18 protein-coding genes are annotated in these 15,964 nt (G+C 68.8%); 11 read left to right on the forward strand and 7 right to left on the reverse strand.

What is annotated here, in order from left to right; all coding sequences use genetic code 11:
* Positions 1–206: 206 nt before the first annotated feature.
* The 3 genes from RMCB_RS06360 to lysA form a co-directional block, all read right to left on the reverse strand.
* The gene (locus tag RMCB_RS06360; protein ID WP_029366193.1) at positions 207–638 is read right to left on the reverse strand and encodes a hypothetical protein; all 432 of its coding nucleotides are present in this window, start codon (positions 636–638) and stop codon (positions 207–209) included.
* 81 nt (positions 639–719) lie between these two features.
* Positions 720–2,849 (reverse strand): 4-alpha-glucanotransferase, encoded by a 2,130-nt coding sequence (malQ, locus tag RMCB_RS06365; protein ID WP_062828116.1) that lies wholly within the window; start codon positions 2,847–2,849, stop codon positions 720–722.
* Positions 2,850–2,882: 33 nt separating this feature from the next.
* Positions 2,883–4,166 (reverse strand): diaminopimelate decarboxylase, encoded by a 1,284-nt coding sequence (gene lysA, locus RMCB_RS06370; protein WP_062828117.1) that lies wholly within the window; start codon positions 4,164–4,166, stop codon positions 2,883–2,885.
* A gap of 124 nt (positions 4,167–4,290) precedes the next feature.
* On the opposite strand from lysA, the gene RMCB_RS06375 reads away from it, so the two are divergent.
* Genes RMCB_RS06375 through RMCB_RS06385 form a run of 3 tightly spaced genes read left to right on the forward strand, consistent with a single transcriptional unit; the run spans position 4,291 to position 7,050 of the window.
* Positions 4,291–4,899 carry a TetR/AcrR family transcriptional regulator gene (locus tag RMCB_RS06375; RefSeq protein ID WP_062828118.1) on the forward strand — a complete coding sequence of 203 codons (609 nt, stop codon included), beginning with the start codon at positions 4,291–4,293 and terminating at the stop codon, positions 4,897–4,899.
* Positions 4,896–5,807 carry an SDR family NAD(P)-dependent oxidoreductase gene (locus tag RMCB_RS06380; RefSeq protein ID WP_062828119.1) on the forward strand — a complete coding sequence of 304 codons (912 nt, stop codon included), beginning with the start codon at positions 4,896–4,898 and terminating at the stop codon, positions 5,805–5,807. The genes RMCB_RS06375 and RMCB_RS06380 overlap by 4 nt, the downstream gene beginning before the upstream one ends.
* 28 nt (positions 5,808–5,835) lie before the next feature.
* Positions 5,836–7,050: an MFS transporter gene (locus tag RMCB_RS06385; protein WP_234792020.1), complete on the forward strand. Its 1,215-nt coding sequence runs from the start codon at positions 5,836–5,838 to the stop codon at positions 7,048–7,050.
* On the opposite strand, the gene RMCB_RS06390 is transcribed toward RMCB_RS06385, so the two are convergent.
* Genes RMCB_RS06390 through RMCB_RS06400 form a run of 3 tightly spaced genes read right to left on the reverse strand, consistent with a single transcriptional unit; the run spans position 7,019 to position 8,986 of the window.
* Positions 7,019–7,342 carry a DMT family transporter gene (locus tag RMCB_RS06390; protein WP_036422118.1) on the reverse strand — a complete coding sequence of 108 codons (324 nt, stop codon included), beginning with the start codon at positions 7,340–7,342 and terminating at the stop codon, positions 7,019–7,021. The genes RMCB_RS06385 and RMCB_RS06390 overlap by 32 nt on opposite strands.
* On the reverse strand, positions 7,342–7,677 hold the full coding sequence (locus tag RMCB_RS06395) for a DMT family transporter (RefSeq protein ID WP_029366188.1): 336 nt from the start codon (positions 7,675–7,677) through the stop codon (positions 7,342–7,344). Before RMCB_RS06395 ends, RMCB_RS06390 begins: the two co-directional genes overlap by 1 nt.
* Before the next feature lie 28 nt (positions 7,678–7,705).
* Positions 7,706–8,986: an acyl-CoA dehydrogenase family protein gene (locus tag RMCB_RS06400; protein WP_062828121.1), complete on the reverse strand. Its 1,281-nt coding sequence runs from the start codon at positions 8,984–8,986 to the stop codon at positions 7,706–7,708.
* 148 nt (positions 8,987–9,134) lie between these two features.
* Between RMCB_RS06400 and RMCB_RS06405 the strand changes: the two genes are divergently transcribed.
* From RMCB_RS06405 to RMCB_RS06420, 4 genes are all read left to right on the forward strand, one after another.
* Positions 9,135–10,697 (forward strand): carboxylesterase/lipase family protein, encoded by a 1,563-nt coding sequence (locus RMCB_RS06405; protein WP_062828122.1) that lies wholly within the window; start codon positions 9,135–9,137, stop codon positions 10,695–10,697.
* A 12-nt stretch (positions 10,698–10,709) separates the two neighbouring features.
* Positions 10,710–11,729, forward strand: coding sequence for a sterol desaturase family protein (locus RMCB_RS06410; RefSeq protein WP_084388385.1), 1,020 nt, complete (start codon positions 10,710–10,712; stop codon positions 11,727–11,729).
* The gene (locus RMCB_RS06415) at positions 11,730–12,347 is read left to right on the forward strand and encodes a LysM peptidoglycan-binding domain-containing protein (protein ID WP_062828123.1); all 618 of its coding nucleotides are present in this window, start codon (positions 11,730–11,732) and stop codon (positions 12,345–12,347) included.
* Positions 12,348–12,494: 147 nt separating this feature from the next.
* Positions 12,495–13,133 carry an Rv1815 family serine proteinase gene (locus tag RMCB_RS06420; RefSeq protein WP_407662111.1) on the forward strand — a complete coding sequence of 213 codons (639 nt, stop codon included), beginning with the start codon at positions 12,495–12,497 and terminating at the stop codon, positions 13,131–13,133.
* A gap of 15 nt (positions 13,134–13,148) precedes the next feature.
* Here the strand turns inward: RMCB_RS06420 and RMCB_RS06425 are convergent, their stop codons facing one another.
* Positions 13,149–13,589 carry a nitroreductase/quinone reductase family protein gene (locus tag RMCB_RS06425; RefSeq protein WP_062828124.1) on the reverse strand — a complete coding sequence of 147 codons (441 nt, stop codon included), beginning with the start codon at positions 13,587–13,589 and terminating at the stop codon, positions 13,149–13,151.
* 109 nt (positions 13,590–13,698) lie between these two features.
* Between RMCB_RS06425 and RMCB_RS06430 the strand changes: the two genes are divergently transcribed.
* Genes RMCB_RS06430 through RMCB_RS06445 form a run of 4 tightly spaced genes read left to right on the forward strand, consistent with a single transcriptional unit; the run spans position 13,699 to position 15,947 of the window.
* A complete protein-coding gene (locus RMCB_RS06430) occupies positions 13,699–14,385 on the forward strand; it encodes a TetR/AcrR family transcriptional regulator (RefSeq protein ID WP_062828125.1) in 687 nt (228 codons plus the stop codon).
* Between the two features lie 47 nt (positions 14,386–14,432).
* A complete protein-coding gene (locus RMCB_RS06435; protein WP_062828126.1) occupies positions 14,433–14,780 on the forward strand; it encodes an ArsR/SmtB family transcription factor in 348 nt (115 codons plus the stop codon).
* Complete coding sequence (locus RMCB_RS06440; RefSeq protein WP_062828127.1) at positions 14,773–15,411, forward strand: SRPBCC family protein; 639 nt, start codon at positions 14,773–14,775, stop codon at positions 15,409–15,411. Before RMCB_RS06435 ends, RMCB_RS06440 begins: the two co-directional genes overlap by 8 nt.
* A 47-nt stretch (positions 15,412–15,458) precedes the next feature.
* Positions 15,459–15,947: a VOC family protein gene (locus tag RMCB_RS06445; protein WP_062828145.1), complete on the forward strand. Its 489-nt coding sequence runs from the start codon at positions 15,459–15,461 to the stop codon at positions 15,945–15,947.
* Positions 15,948–15,964 lie beyond the last annotated feature (17 nt).

Raw genomic sequence — 15,964 nt, forward strand, 5'->3', positions numbered from 1 at the left:
CCCGGTCAAACAACTCCCGCCGCGTCGCCTTCGAATGCCGATAACCAGTTGGCACGACAACCTCCCAAATCACCGATGTTGTCGTAACCGTATGAATCTGCCGGCCCATTTTTCGCAGACGATTCACGCTCGCGAGGGCAGGGCCGATTGCCAGTCAACCGCACAGCATCGGTGACCGTCCGGGGGTGAGCCGAGTGGCATCTCGCTTAGCCCGGCGCAGGGGTGCCCGCGCCCGGCGCACCCGGCACCGGAACGACCGGTGTGGGCGTCACCGTCGTCACGCCGTTGGAGCCCACGTGCGGACCGCCGGGAGCACCGCCGCCACCGGCGCTCTGGGTCTGCTGCTCCTGCTCCAGCGCGGCCTGGCTGCAGTCCAGCATCAGCAGCATGCGGCCCTGCGAAGTCACCTTCTGGGAGTCGACGAGGCACTGGGCCTGGGGCAGCGCACTGCCGAACGAGCCGCCGAAGTAGGCCTTGACGCCCTGGCTCTTGAGAATCTGCAGGGCCTTCATGTAGGGCTCGCCGACGACATTGATCGCCGACGCATTGGGCTGCGAGGTCGCGATGCCCGCGCCGAACAGGGCGATCGAGCCGGCAGCGACCACACCACCGCCGAGCACTACAAGCTGCTTCTTCACGTCAAGTCTCCGAACGTCCGGGTGAGCTGCGAACATATCGCAGCTGTGACGATTGTGAAACCGTTGCACAGCCACCGCGTGTTACATCACCGGTCTCACCAGGGCTGCCATCGCGTCGCACAGCGCATTCGCCCGGGCATCGTCGAACACATTTTCCACCAGTAGGCGATGCCCGTCTGGACCGCCGAGCGGCACCCGCCAGTTCGGGTATTCGTCGGTGGTGCCCGGCTGGTTCTGGGTCCGCAACTCACCGACCGCATCGGCCAGGGACAACGTGAGCAACTTCGATGGGGTCCGCCCGAGGTAGCGGTACAGCGCCGTCACGATCTCCTCTGGACCGTCGTCAGGCTCGAGCAGGCCGACGCGGCGCAGCTCAGCCAGCCACGCGTCCTGAGCGGCCCGGTCCTCGGCCAGCTCGACCTCGACGGGGCGGGTGAGCAGGCCCAGTTCCTGCCGCAGCCGGACGTGCTCGCCGGCCAGATACCCGGCCGTGGGCGGCAGATCGTGCGTGGTGACGGACGACAGGCAGTACTCGCGCCAGCGTTCGGCGGGCAGCGGCGCGCCGCTGCCGTCGGCCTCGAACCACAGAATGGAGGTGCCGAAGAGGCCGCGGTCGCGCAGATAGTCGCGGACCCACGGCTCGACTGTGCCGAGATCCTCGCCCACGATGACCGCCCCGGCGCGGTGCGCCTCCAGCGCGATGATTCCGATCATCGCGTCGTGGTGATAACGCACGTACGTGCCCTCGGTGGGGGCCGCACCCTTGGGGATCCACCACAGCCGGAACATGCCGATGATGTGGTCGATGCGCAGGCCGCCCGCATGCCGCAGCGCCATCGAGACCAGTGCCCGGAACGGTTCATAGGCCTGCTCGGCGAGCCGGTCCGGGCGCCACGGCGGTTGCGACCAGTCCTGGCCCAGCTGATTGAACTCGTCGGGCGGGGCGCCCGCGGTCACGCCGAGCGCCAGCACGTCCTGCAGCGCCCACGCGTCGGCGCCGTCCGGGTCGACGCCGACCGCCAGGTCTCCCAGGATGCCCAGCGCCATCCCGGCCTGCACAGCCGTGGCCTGCGCGGCGGTCAGCTGGTCATCGAGCTGCCACTGCAGCCAGCGGTGGAAATCGACGGCCTCGGGATTGGCGGCCGCGAACGCGGCGACCTCCGGACTGTGCGGATGCTGCAGTTCCAGCGGCCAGTTGTGCCAATCGGCGCCGTGGATCTCGGTCAGCGCGCACCAGATCGCGAAATCCTCAAGGGCGGCGCCCTCACGGGCCCGGTAGGCGGTGTAGGCGAGCTCCCGGCCGGCGGATCGAGGCACGCGGTACACCTGTTTGAGTGCGGCGGATTTGGCCGCCCACACGTTGTCGCGATCGATCAGTTCGCTGCGCTGGGCCCGCTCGTGGACGGTCGTCCGCAATTTGCGGATCCGGCCGCGGTGGCGCGCGGCGGCGTATTCGGGGATCGCCTCGACGCGCAGGTACAGCGGGTTGACGAAGCGCCGCGAGGTGGGCAGGTATGGCGACGGTTCCATCGGCGCGATGGGGGCAGCCGCGTGCAACGGGTTGACCAGGATGAAGTCGGCGTGATGAGCCGCGGCCGACCACACCGCGAGATCGGTGAGATCGGTGAGATCGCCGACGCCCCAGGAGTTTTGCGATGCGATGCTGTACAGCTGCACCGACAGCCCCCAGCCCCGCCGGTCGCCGAGCCGCGCCGGCAGGGTCAGGCTTGCCGGCGACACCACGACGGGCGTCTCGGTGTGGAACTCACCGACGCGCAGCATCAGCCGGTGGTAACCCAGCGGCAGCTCGGCGGGCAGCTCGAAGGTGGCCTCGCCGACGAGGCGGTCGCCGACGTCGAACGGTGGCCGGTTGTTCTCCAGCTGGCGCAGCCCGGTTCGTACGCTGCCGTCCTCGAATCGCAGCGTGACGTCGACAGGGTCACCGTGGGTGACGTGCACCCAGAACGCCGTCGGTTGCCCCGCCCGGCCGATCACGATGGGCGGCAGCGAACGCTGCCAGTACTCGCGCTCGTGCGCAGTCAGCGCAGCGGCCCGGTCAGCTTCGGTGCCTGCCGCCACGCCGAGTGCTTCCAGCACCGCCACCAAGGTCGTTTCGGGCACCGTCGTGCGGTGACCCGTCCAGTCGTCGTACTCGGTGGCGACGCCGTAGCGCTGAGCCAGCTCCACGAGGGTCTGGGGTAATCCCGTCATGGTCCCAATCTTGGTGCCCAAACCCCGATCGCGTCAGTCGACGTCGCGGATCAGCAGGTCGTCCCAGGTGTCGCGGCGCACGACGAGACGGGCTTCACCGTTGCGCGTGAACACCACGGGTACGCGGCGGGCGCCGTTGTACTGATTCGACATCGTGTAGGTGTAGGCGCCCGTGACCGGAACCGCCACCAGATCGCCCACCTTGGGGTCCTGAAGTTCGACGCGGTCGATGAGCTGGTCGCCGGACTCGCAATGCCTGCCGACGAGACTGACCACCTCGCCGCCGCCGACCCGGTTGACGATCGTCGCCTCGAACCGTTGCCCGGTCAGCGATACGTCGAGGTTGTCGCCCATTCCGCCGTCGACCGCGACATGGGTGACCACCGGGCCGCGTTTGAGCGTGGTGACCCGGTACACCGTGCATGCGTTGCTGCCCACCATGCTGCGGCCGGGTTCGACGATGATGCGGCTGCCTTCGGGCAGCAGGGCACGGGCCTGGGTCACCATCGCCTCGGCGTAGTCGTCGAGATTGGGTGCGTGATCCTCGTAGGTGTAGCGCACCCCGAGCCCGCCGCCCAGGTCGTACACCTCGAAGGTGCCGAGTTTGGCGATGGGTGCGACGGCCTCGGCCAGTTGCTCGACGTTGAGCAACTGGGAGCCGACGTGGGTGTGCACGCCGTCGAGCCGCAGCCGCGGGCTGGCCTCGATGCGGGCAATGGCGTCGCGGGCCGCGTCGGGCATCAACCCGAACTTCGAGCCGGCGTGCCCGGTGGCCTGCGAGGCGTGGGTCTCGGCCTGCACGCCCGGGATGACCCGCACCAGGCACCCCTGGACGCGCCCTGCCGGCACCAGGCGCTCGAGGCGATCGATGTCGTCGAAGTTGTCGACGACCACCAGCCCGACGCCGTGTTCGACGGCCAGGGTCAGCTCTTCGTCGGTCTTGGCGTTGCCGTGCATGACGAGCCGGGCCGGGTCGGCGCCGGCCTTGACCGCGGTGACGATCTCCCCGCCGCCCGCGACGTCGAGGTGCAGGCCCTCTTCGGCCATCACCCGCTGAACTGCCGTGCACGGGAACGACTTCGACGCGAAGGCGACATCCGCGCGCGGCCACCGGCTGCGGAACGCCGTGAGGTAGTCGCGCGCCCGCCTGCGCAGCGCCTCTTCGTCCACCACGATGGCGGGCGTGCCGAACTGCTCTGCGAGGTCGTCGAGCCGGCAGCCGCCGACCATCAGGGTGCCATCGGTATCTGGACGGGTCCCGGGTGGGAACAGGCCGATGAGGTCTTCAGCGGTATGGGTGATCACGTCGGTTGACACCGCATCAGCGTGCCACTCGCGCGGCGCCGCGTGAGCGGGTTGACCAAACGCGACGAAATCCGTGGTGGCATCGCGGACACCGCTCGTCTAGTCTGTCTGTAACGATCCTTACAGACGGGTGAGCATGGACGCTCCGGCCACGAGAAGGCAACAGCAGGGCGCGAATTCGCGCGAACAGATCCTCGACGCCACCGAGCGCCTGATGGCCACGCGTGGCTACGCCGCGACCGCGATCAGCGACATCCGCAAGGCGTCCGGGCTTCCGGCCAGTTCGATCTACTGGCACTTCGGCTCCAAGGACGGTGTGCTCGCCGCGGTCATGGAACGGGGCATCGACCGCTTCTTCGCCGCGATCCCGCGCGACGGCACCATCGACGAACAACTGACCGTCACCTCCGGGCTGCAGGAGCAGCATCCGGACTTCCTGCGGCTCTTCTACCTGCTGTCCATGGAGCGCACCGACGATCCCGCGGTCGCGGCGGTAGTCCGCCGGGCGCGGGACACCGCGATCGCGAGGTTCGGCGCCGCGGTGCGACAGCAACTGCCCGCCGACGTCGACCCCGACCGGGCTGAGCGGGTGGTGGCCGAACTCACGGCGTTCGCCGTCGCGCAGTCCGACGGCATCTTCTACGCCAGACACCTCGAACCCGACACCACCGATGTGGCCCTCATGTACCGCAGGCTGTGGCAGGCCGTGACGGCGCTCATCCCGATCCTGCTGGAGGAACCGTGACGACCACCAGGACCGCCGTCATCACCGGGGCCAACACCGGCCTCGGCTTCGAATGCGCCCGCGCGCTGTTGCATTCCGATCCCAGCTGGCATGTGCTGCTGGCGGTTCGTGACACAGGCCGGGGCATGGCCGCCGCCGCGGCGCTCGGGCATCCGGAACGGACGGCCGTTGCCGAGCTCGATCTCGCGTCGCTCTGCTCCGTCGACCAATTCGCTTGCACCATAACCCAACTCGACGTACCGCCGGTGCACGCCCTGGTGTGCAATGCCGGCGTGCAACTGGTCTCGGGTTCGCACACCACGCGCGACGGGTACGAGATGACCTTCGGCGTCAACCATCTCGGGCATTTCGCGCTCGTTCGGCGGCTGCTCGGCCAACTGGTCGCCCCGGCGCGAATCGTCGTGGTCAGCAGCGGCACCCACGATCCGGACAAGTACACCGGGATGCCCGCGCCGCGATACACCTCGGCAGAAGAACTCAGTACCCCCGAGGTGAGCGAGTACTCGGCGGAGGAAGGTCGCAGGCGCTACACCACGTCGAAACTGTGCAACGTGCTGTTCAGCTACGAGCTGGACCGCCGGCTGGGCCACGGCGCCGAAGGCATCACGGTGAACGCGTTCGATCCCGGCATGATGCCCGGCTCGGGCCTGGCGCGCGACTACCCGCCCGCGCAACGGCTGGCGTGGCGCTTCGTGCTGCCCCTGCTGCGGGTGCTGCCCGGCGTCCGTAGCACCAGGCGGTCGGGCGCCGACCTCGCCGCGCTGGTCGCCGATCCGCGGTACGACGGCGTCACCGGCGCCTACTTCGCCGGGGCGCGCCAGATCCGCTCATCACGCGATTCCTACGACGAATCCATGGCCGCCGACCTGTGGCGCGTCAGCGATCGGCTGGTGTCCACCTCCGGTTGACGCCGGTATCGTCGCCGAAGTGGTTTCGGTGCAGCTTGATTCGACCGTGGTCCAGCGGGCCCGGCTGGCTGTGGCGGCGCTGTTCCTGACCAACGGCGCGATCTTCGCCAATCTGGTGCCGCACTATCCGCAGATCAAGTCCGACCTGCAGCTGAGCAACGCCGCCTACGGCGCCGCGGTCGCCGCATTCTCGGCCGGTGCGCTGGTCGCCGGTCTGACCGCGGGCCTGCTGATCCGGCGCTACCGGTCGGCCAGGGTTGCGGTGGTCGCGACGATCGGGCTGGCCGGGCTCGTCGTGGTCGCGGCGATCACCGGCAGCGCCGTCGTACTGACCGCGGCACTGTTCTTGGCCGGCGCCTGCGATGCGATCACCGATGTGGCCCAGAACGCGCACGGCCTGCGCGTGCAGCGCACCTACGGCCGGTCCATCATCAACTCGTTCCACGCGGTGTGGGCCGTCGGCGCCATCCTCGGCGGGTTGACCGGCGCGGCCGTGATCGCCGCCGGGGTGCCGCGCGGCGCGCATCTCGGGGTGGTTGCGGCGCTGGTCTGCGCGGCGGTGCTGGTCGCGGACCGCTTCCTGCTCGCCGGGCCCGATCACGAGGATCATCCGGCCTCGCGCACCCGGGCCGTGGCCCAGCCGCGCCGCGCCGTCTACTTCACGCTGGCCGCGCTGGTGGTGATCGCCATCGCCGGGGCCACTGTCGAGGATTCCGGAAGCTCCTGGGCCACGCTGTACCTGCGGGACACCCTGCACGCGCCCCCGGCCATCGCGACGTTCGGCTACATCGCGGTCGTCGGATTCATGTTCGTGGGCAGACTGTTCGGTGACCGGCTGGTGGACCGGTTCGGCCAGCGTTGGGTGGTGCGCGTCGGCGGGCTGATCACCGCCGCGGGTATGGGCGCCGCACTGGCGTACCCGAGCGTGCTCGGAACGGTCGGCGGCTTCGCGGCCGCGGGGCTCGGCGTGGCCACCCTGATCCCGGCGGCCATGCACGGCGCCGACCAATTGCCAGGGCTGCGGCCCGGGACGGGGCTGACGGTCGTGACGTGGCTGATGCGGGTGGGATTCTTCGGCGCGCCGCTGCTGGTCGGATTCGTCGCCGACGCCGCCGGGCTACGCGTCGGGCTGATGATCGTGCCCGTGGCCGGAGTGCTGGTGATGGCCCTGGCCGGGGCGCTGGAGCGCACCCACGGACCGAGCGATGCGGTCAGTGCGCCATCCCGGCCAGCTCGATCGTGAACACGCCCGACACGATCAACGCGATCCCGATCATCATCACCGGCGTCAGCACCTCCTGGAACAGGAACCGGGCCGCGATTGCGACCAGCGCCACGCCGCACGCGGTCCAGATGCCGTAGGCGATGCCGACCGGTATGCCCAACGACAATGCGAACCACAGCAGCGTGAAGGACACCACATAGCCGAGCGTCACCGGCACGATCCAGGCCTTACGCCGGAATCCGTCCGAGGCCCGCAGCGCCAGGGTCGCCAACACTTCGCACAGGATCGCGCAGGTCAGCACGATCCACATCATCGCGGCGCATCCTCTGCCGGAGAACCCAGCTCGACCAGCAGCACCCCGGCGATGATCAGGCCGATACCCGCCGCGATCGGCCAGGTGAACGCGTCACCGAACAGCACTGCCGCGAGCACCGCAGTCGAGGCCGTGCCCATGGCTCCCCAGATGCCGTAGGCCACGCCCACCGCCATGCCCGCCCGCAGCACCAGGGTCAACAGCACGAACGCACCGAGGTAGCCGACGACCACCACAACCAGCCACGCCGAATGCTCCTGGGAGGCGCGCAATGACAGGGTGGCCGCAACTTCGGTGGCGATCGCCGCGATCAGCAACGCCCACTTCCGCACCGCACCAACCTAGCGAAAAGGCAGCGAGCTACAGGACGAGCCCCAGCCGCGGGGGCCGGGTACCGCGCAAGGTGTGGTTGCCCAGATGCACGTACTTCCATCGCGCCGGATCGTGCAGCGAGTGGGTGCGCACGTTGCGCCAGTGCCGGTCGAGGTTGACTGCCGAATCGGTGCCAGACGTGCCGGTCAATTCGAAGATGCCGCCGGCGATCTCGACGGCGAATTCCTGGGCCAGCGCCTTGGCGGCGGCCACCTGCAGTGATGCGCGGGCGGCGGTGTCGCGGGACAGTTCCGGCTCGGCCAGCCCGGCGTCGATCACCGCGCTGCCGTGGGCCAGCAGAGCCTCCAGCGCATACAGCCGGGCGGTGAGCTCGCCGAACCGGCGCACCACATGGGGCTCCTCGTCAGCGCGGCGAACCCCGGCCAGCACCGCCTCCTTCCACGGCCGGGACCGGGTGCGGACGAATTCGGCACCGTCTTCCAGTGCGGCCCGCGCGATGCCGATGTCGATCGCGGCGTGCAGCGCCTGGTCGTAGGCGCCGAGCAAACTGGGCGGCGCGTCAGCCGGGTCGGGTGCCACGCCCTCCTCGATGACCAGATCGTCGTCGACCACGACGTCGACCAGGCGGACCTCTCCGCTGGCCGTACCGCGCTGCCCGAATGCGGACCACTGATCGAGGTCGAGGGTCACACCGTCCTGATCGGGCCGGACGAACACGGTCGCGGTTCGGACGCCGGCCGTGCCCGACGGTCGCTCGGCGAGCCCCGCATCGTCAGCCACGACGGCGGCCACGGCGATCCAGGTGGCGCCCAGGGCGCCGGTGGCGTAGTACTTGGTGCCGTTGAGCAACCAGGTTCCGTCGGCGCGGCGGGTCACCGTGGTGTGCCGGTCCAGTGCGGTGGCCGTCCCACGTTCGGCGGAGGCGTTGCCGAGTTGGGCGCCTGCCAGGATGTCGGCGTAGATGCGCGGCGCAGGAGCTTGGTCGCCGAGGCCTGAGATTGCTTGTGCGACAACGAAATGTGCGAGCAGCAGCTGTGCTACGGCGCTGTCGCCGCGGGACAGCCGGCGCAGCACCTCCACCTTGGTCGACGCGGACAGCCCTGGGCCGCCGTGTTCGGCGGGGACGACGATGCCGAGCAGTCCCGATTCGGCGACCCGGCGCAACTGCGGTACCAGCGAGGCACCCGACCGTTCGCGTTCGGCGCTGTCGACGGCCAGTTCGGTGGCCAGTGCGTCGGCGGAGGCGAGTGCGGCCTGTGCCGAAGCCGGTGGCGGGGTGGTGATCACGGGGGCGGTGTCGACGCTCATGGGCGGCGACGCTACGGCCGGGACCCGGCCCTGCCGAGGTTTGTGACCACGGAGAATGTTTGTCCGAAACCCGCGCACCGACGATGTGACCGGACGGTCTGCGTAACGTGGGGGAGTTCGTGAAAGTTGCGTCACCGAGGAGTCAGTCATGTCCGAACCCACCGTTGTCGCCGACGGCCCGGTGGTCGACACCGCCTACGGGCCGGTCCGCGGAACCGACGACGGAACGGTCAAGGCGTGGCGGGGAATTCGCTACGCCGCCGCGCCGGTGGCCGAGTTGCGTTGGCGTGCACCGCAACCCCCGCGGCCGTGGCAGGACATCGCGGATGCCACGGTGGTCGGGCCGGTGTGCCCGCAGCCCGTCGACCCGCGGATCCCGATCGACCTCGGTGCCCGGCAGTCCGAGGACAGCCTGCGGCTCAACGTATGGGCGCCCACCGGCACCGAACCGGGTGCCGCCAAACCCGTGATGGTGTGGGTTCACGGCGGCGCCTACGTGCTCGGATCGGCCAGCCAGCCGCTGTACCGGGGACGAGTGCTCGCCGCCGAGGGCGATGTCGTCGTCGTCACCGTCAACTACCGGCTGGGCGCGTTCGGGTTCCTCGACTTGTCCGAATTGAGCACGCCCGCAATGCGTTTCGATACCAATCTGGGTTTGCGCGATGTGCTGTGCGCGCTGCGCTGGGTGCGGGACAACATCGCCGCGTTCGGTGGGGACCCGCAGCGCGTCACCTTGTTCGGGGAATCGGCGGGCGGTGGCATCGTCACCACGCTGCTGGCCAGCCCCGAGGCCGAGGGCCTGTTCGGCGCGGCCATCGCACAGAGTTCGCCCGGCACCTCGATCTACGACGCCGAACGGTCCCGGCGCGTCGCGCGCCAGGTGCTCGACGAGCTGGGGGTGGCAGCGGGCGATGCCGAGCAGCTCGCGCGGCTGCCGGTGTCGGCAGTGCTGTCGGCGTCCCAGCGGGTGTTCAACGCGGTGCCCCAGCAGACGCCGGGCACCCTGGCATTCGCCCCCATCGTCGACGGGGACGTGGTGCCGGACTATCCGGTGAACTGTTCCCGCGCCGGCCGCACCCACCCGGTTCCGTTGATCATCGGGACCAACAAGCACGAGGCCGCGTTGTTCCGGTGGATGAAGTCGCCGCTGATGCCGATCACACCGGAGGCCATCCGCGCGATGTTCGAGGGCATCGCTGCCGAACAGCCCGAACTGCTGCTGCCGTCAGAAGCCCAGATCGCCGCCGCGTACCCGGGGCTGCGGACCAAGGCCCGCGGGATGGGTGTGGCCCGCGACATCGGGTTCCGGATGCCGTCACTGTGGTTCGCCGACGGGCACAGCGCCGCGGCGCCCGTCTACTTCTACCGGTTCGACTTCGCCACCCCGATGCTGCGGTTGCTGCGCCTGGGAGCGGCCCATGCCACCGAGCTGCCGTTCATGTGGGGCAACCTGGTCGCCGGTCCCAAGGACCCGACGTTCAAGCTGGGTGGGCTCAAGCACGGCAAGGCGGTGTCGCAGCGCATGCGCCGCCGCTGGACCAACTTCGCGACCACCGGGACGCCCGCCGGTGCGCCAGGGGAGCCGGTGTGGCGCCCGTATCGCCGCGATGACCGTGCTGTGCTGTTGATCGACAAGCAGGACAAGACCGTGACCGATCTGGACCGCGAGCTGCGCACGGCCTGGGGCGACGAGGTGCTCAACTTCCGCTAGGAGTGGTGTGCGATGGAGCCGATTCGGGCGTTGCTGGAAGCGCTGCCACCGGCTATGCGGGACCCGGTACTGTTCGCGGTGCCGTTCTTCTTGCTGTTGTTGGTCCTGGAATGGGCCGCGGCAAAAAAGCTCGAAGCCGTCGAAGGCGCCGCCCGCGCGCCGCACGGCGCCTACCAGGCGCGCGATGCGTGGGCGAGCATCTCGATGGGCCTGGTATCCGTCGCAACCACAGCAGGCTGGAAGTTGTTGGCGCTGTTGGGCTATGCCGCGTTGTACAGCTACGTCGCACCGTGGCACCTGCCCGCCGACCGCTGGTACACCTGGGTGATAGCCATCGTCGGCGTGGACCTGCTGTTCTACTCGTATCACCGTGTGGCGCACCGGGTCCGGGTGATCTGGGCGACACACCAGTCCCACCATTCGAGCGAGTACTTCAATTTTGCGACAGCTCTGCGACAGAAGTGGAACAACAGCGGCGAGATCGTGGCGTGGATTCCGCTACCCCTGCTGGGTATCCCGCCCTGGCTGGTGTTCGCGAGCTTCTCGATCAACCTGGTGTACCAGTTCTGGGTGCACACCGAGCGGATCGAGAGGCTTTGGCGGCCAATCGAATACATCTTCAACACGCCGTCGCATCACCGGGTGCACCACGGCCGCGACCCGCAGTATCTCGACCGCAACTACGGCGGCATCCTGATCATCTGGGACCGGCTGTTCGGCACCTTCGAGCCCGAACTGTTCCGGCCGCACTACGGGCTGACCAAACCGGTGGACACCTTCAACATCTGGACGCTGCAGACGCACGAATACCGCGCGATCGTGCGCGACGTACGGCGGGCGGCCCGCTGGAGAGACCGGTTCGGTTACGTGTTCGGACCGCCCGGCTGGGAGCCTGCCGATGATGTCACTGGGAGTTTGCCTGCCGTTTCGAATTGCGCCGAGCATAACGCCCCACAATCGAGACCAAGATCAGTAGGCTCGACCGGAGCCGGGCTCGATCCGGCAGGCCGTCCAGAGAGTAAGGGGATCTGAGTGGGAGACACACTGACCGAAGGACAGAAGCTCGAGAAGGGGGGGTCGCTCACTTCCAACAACGGCGCCTACACGCTGACGCTGCAGGATGACGGCAACCTGGTGCTGTACGCACGCGACCAAGCGGTGTGGTCGACCGAGACCAACGGGCAGGACGTTCAGCGCGCCGAGGTGCAAACCGACGGCAATTTCGTGCTGTACACATCGGAGAAGCCGGTGTGGCATACCGACACCAAGGGCAAGAAGGACGTGAAGCTCGTTCTTCAGGACGACCGCAACTTGGTGCTCTACGCCGCCGACGGGCCGGCCTGGTCGTCGAAGACCGACACCACCGAGCCGCCGCCACCGGCCCCCGAGGCTGCCGCGCCCGAGCCCGTGGTCGAGCCGGCCGCTGTCGAAGAGCCGGCACCCGCCCCCGAACCTGAGGCCGAGCCCGCGCCGCCGCCACCGCCGCCCGCCCCCGAGCCGCGCACCTACACCGTGGAGCCGGGCGACACGCTGTGGGCGATCGCCGAGCGCTTCTACGGCGACGGCAACCGCTACCAGGAGATCGCAAACGCCAGCGGTATCCCGAACCCGGACCTCATCAATCCCGGCCAGGTTCTGACGATTCCCTGACCTGCGGATAAGGACGGCCCGGGCCATTCGGTCCGGGCCGTCTTCGTTCGCCGCTAAACTCGGCGCATACCAGACCAGATCGGAGGCACCGCCGTGCTCCAGCCGTGGTTGCTCATGTCGCGGGTTCTGCTCGCGGCGGCGACGCCGATGGCGGCCCTGGCCGTGACATCGGCCCCTGCCTCTGCCACCCCGGGAGTGCTCGTCTACCCCGGCATGGAGATCCGCCAGGACACCAACGTGTGCACGTTGGGGTTTGTCGACCCGGTGGCCCGCGTGGCCTACACCGCGGGGCATTGTCGGGGCAGCGGCGCCGTCGGTGACCGCGACGGCAACTTCATCGGCCAGCAGATGTCGTTCCAGGACAACACGCCCGACGGTGCGACCATCGACACCGATCACGTGATCGCGGACTGGGAGACCATCCAGCTGGCCGGCGATGTCGCGGTCAACAACATCCTGCCGGGCGGCCGGATGCTCGTCGACGATCCGGGCGCGGTGGCCACCCCGGGCCTGCCCGTATGCCATTTCGGCGTGATCACCGGTGAGACGTGCGGAACCGTCGAGGCGGTCAACAACGGGTGGTTCACCATGGCCCACGGTGTGGTCAGCCAGAAGGGTGACTCGGGCGGTCCGGTGTACGTCATCACGCCCGACGGACGAGCTGCCATCGTGGGCGTGTTCAACAGCACGTGGGGGCAGTTCCCCGCCGCGGTGTCATGGCAGAACGCCAGCGGCCAGGCCCGCGGCATGGTGCAGGCCTCCAGCCAGATCGACGGTCACCAATAGGCCTGCGGCACAGCCTCAGTCGAGCAGTTCGAAAACCGGGATGGACGGGGCCGCGGCCCTCAGTTCGGCGTCCGACGACTGCGGCGTCAAACCGGCGATGTGCCCCTTGACCTCCCAGTACCAGCGCGCGAGATAGCGCTGCAGCAGCGCGGGTTTGGCGTCGTCGGGCAGCTCCGCCAGCCGTCGGGTCGAACGCCGCCAGCGTGGGCCGGTCTCGACCACTCCGGCGGCTCGGGCGTTGCGCACCCACTGGGTCTCGCCGCGAGGGGACACCAGATAGTCCTTGCCGTCCAACGTCATCAGGTTCACCACCACCGATCGGATCTGCCCGGTGCGCCGGCCCCGGATGCGCAGTGCGGTGGTGCCGGCGATGCTCACACCGGCTTCGGCGAGCCGCCGGATCAGATCGTTGCCTGCACGGGCCAACGGGCCGGGAGCGTCGTATCGCGTGGTCATGGTGAACCTCCTGAGGTCTCGAAACGAGAGCGGCGCTCTCGATTCATAGCGTGACACGGCTGCGGTGAAAATTCAAGAGCACTGATCTCGGTTGTGTCAGACTGCTGTCGTGGGTAAGCGTCAAGAAGGCCGCGAGCGGATCGAGGCCGCGATCATAGAAATCGGGCGCAGGCATCTGCTCACCGAGGGTGCCGCCGGGCTGTCGCTGCGCGCGATCGCCCGCGAACTCGGCATGGTGTCCTCGGCGGTCTATCGATACGTCGCCAACCGCGATGACCTGCTCACCTTGCTGGTGGTCGACGCGTACAGCGAACTGGCCGATGCCGTGGACCGGGCCGCCGCCGATGTGCCCGCCGAATCGGACTGGCGGGCCCGGATTGCCGCGATGGCGCGGGCCGTGCGCCGGTGGGCGATCGATCAGCCTGCGCGCTGGGCGCTGCTGTACGGCAGCCCGGTGCCCGGCTATCACGCGCCGGCCGAACGTACCGTCGGGCCGGGTACTCGCGTCGTCGGTGCGCTCTTCTCGGCGGTGGCTGCCGCGATGGTCACGGGCGAGTTGACGGACTCGGGTGTCGTTGTGGGACAACCGCTCTCGGCGGACTTCGAGCGCCTGCGCGCCGAGTTCGACTTCCCCGGAAGCGACGGCATTCTGGCGAAGTGTTTCCTGCTGTGGGCCGCGCTGGTCGGCGCCGTGAGCCTGGAGGTGTTCGGCCAATACGGTCCCGACACGCTGACGGACCCGGGCCTGGCGTTCGACGTCCAGATCGGATTGCTGGTCGAGATGTTGGCGGCCTGATATAACAGCGTTGACTTATATAAGTTGAGCCTTTTATATTGGCGGGTGTGCACGCCTTCGACGTCCTGGGGGACCCGGTACGGCGGCGGATACTCGAACTGCTCGCCGACGGCGAGCTGACGGCCGGTGCGATCGGCGCCACCATTCAGGCCGAGTTCGCGATCAGCCAGCCGGCCGTGTCGCAACACCTGAAGGTGTTGCGCGACAACGGTTTCACCTCGGTGCGCCCAGACGGTCAACGTCGGCTGTACTCGGTCGACACCGCCCCGCTGCGCGATATCGACCAGTGGCTGGGCACCTTCCGGCGGTTCTGGACCCCGCACCTGGACGCCTTGGCGACCGAACTTGCGCGCGGCAAACGACAGCGGAGAACGGGAGAGGTACAACATGATTGACGTCAGCCATCAGATGAACAGGACGCGCCGCAACGTGGGTGGGCGCGTGCTGGAGGCGGGCGAGGCGCACGTCGTCACGATCGGTCAGACGTATCCGACGGACGCCGAGGACCTCTGGGATGCGTTGACCAACCCCGAACGCATCCCGCGCTGGTTCCTGCCGATCAGCGGCGACCTGGAGGTGGGTGGCCGCTATCAGCTGGAGGGCAACGCCGGTGGCACGGTGCTGAGCTGCGACCCGCCGCGGGAATTCACCGCAACCTGGGAGTTCAACGGCGCCATCAGCTGGATCGAGGTCCGGGTGTTCGACGACGGCGCGGAGCGGTCCCGTTTCGAACTCGCCCATATCGCGCGCGCCGACGACCCGATCTGGCAGCAATACGGCCCGGGAGCGGTCGGCATCGGCTGGGAGCTCGGCATGTGCGGCTTGACCATTCACCTGAGCACCGGCGAGCGCGTGGACCCCGCGGCGTTCGAGCAGTGGTCCATGGGCGAGGATGGCCGCACGTTCGTGACCGAGGCTGCCGAGGGCTGGCACCGCGCCGCTGTGGACGGTGGGCTGGATCCGCAGTGGGCGCGTGCGGCGGCCGACCGCTGCCGCGGCTTCTACCTGGGCGAGTCGCAAAACTAGAACACGTTCTCGCCATGCCGTCCGTGCGGCGCTATCCTCTGAGCAACATGCTCAATCAGACACCTGTCCAGATCGCGTGGGTCGCCGCGGACCTGGACGCCACGGAGGCGGCTCTGACCACGATGCTGGGTGCGCGCCGGTGGATTCGCCTGCCCGCCGTGCACTTTGCGCCCGACACCTGCACCTATCGCGGCCGGCCTGCCGATTTCGTCGCCGACATCTCGCTGAGCTACGCGGGTGATACGCAACTGGAGCTCATCGCCCCGATCCGCGGCGACAGCATCTACACCGAGTTCCTCGACGCCCACGGGCCGGGGCTGCATCACGTGTGCGTCGAGGAACCCGACGCCGAATCGTTCGACGCCAGGCTGCGTGCCGCCGAGCGCGACGACACCCCCGCCGTCTGCGAAGGCACCATGCCCGGCGGCATGCGCTTCGCCTACCTCGCCGCGCCCGGCGTGCCCTACCTGGAAATCGCCTACATCCCGCCCGAGATCCGGGCGTTCTTCGATTATGTGAAGGAGGAGCAGCTATGACCGACGAGCGCTTGCGC

Source organism: Mycolicibacterium brisbanense (assembly GCF_001570425.1).
Classification (GTDB): domain Bacteria; phylum Actinomycetota; class Actinomycetes; order Mycobacteriales; family Mycobacteriaceae; genus Mycobacterium; species Mycobacterium brisbanense.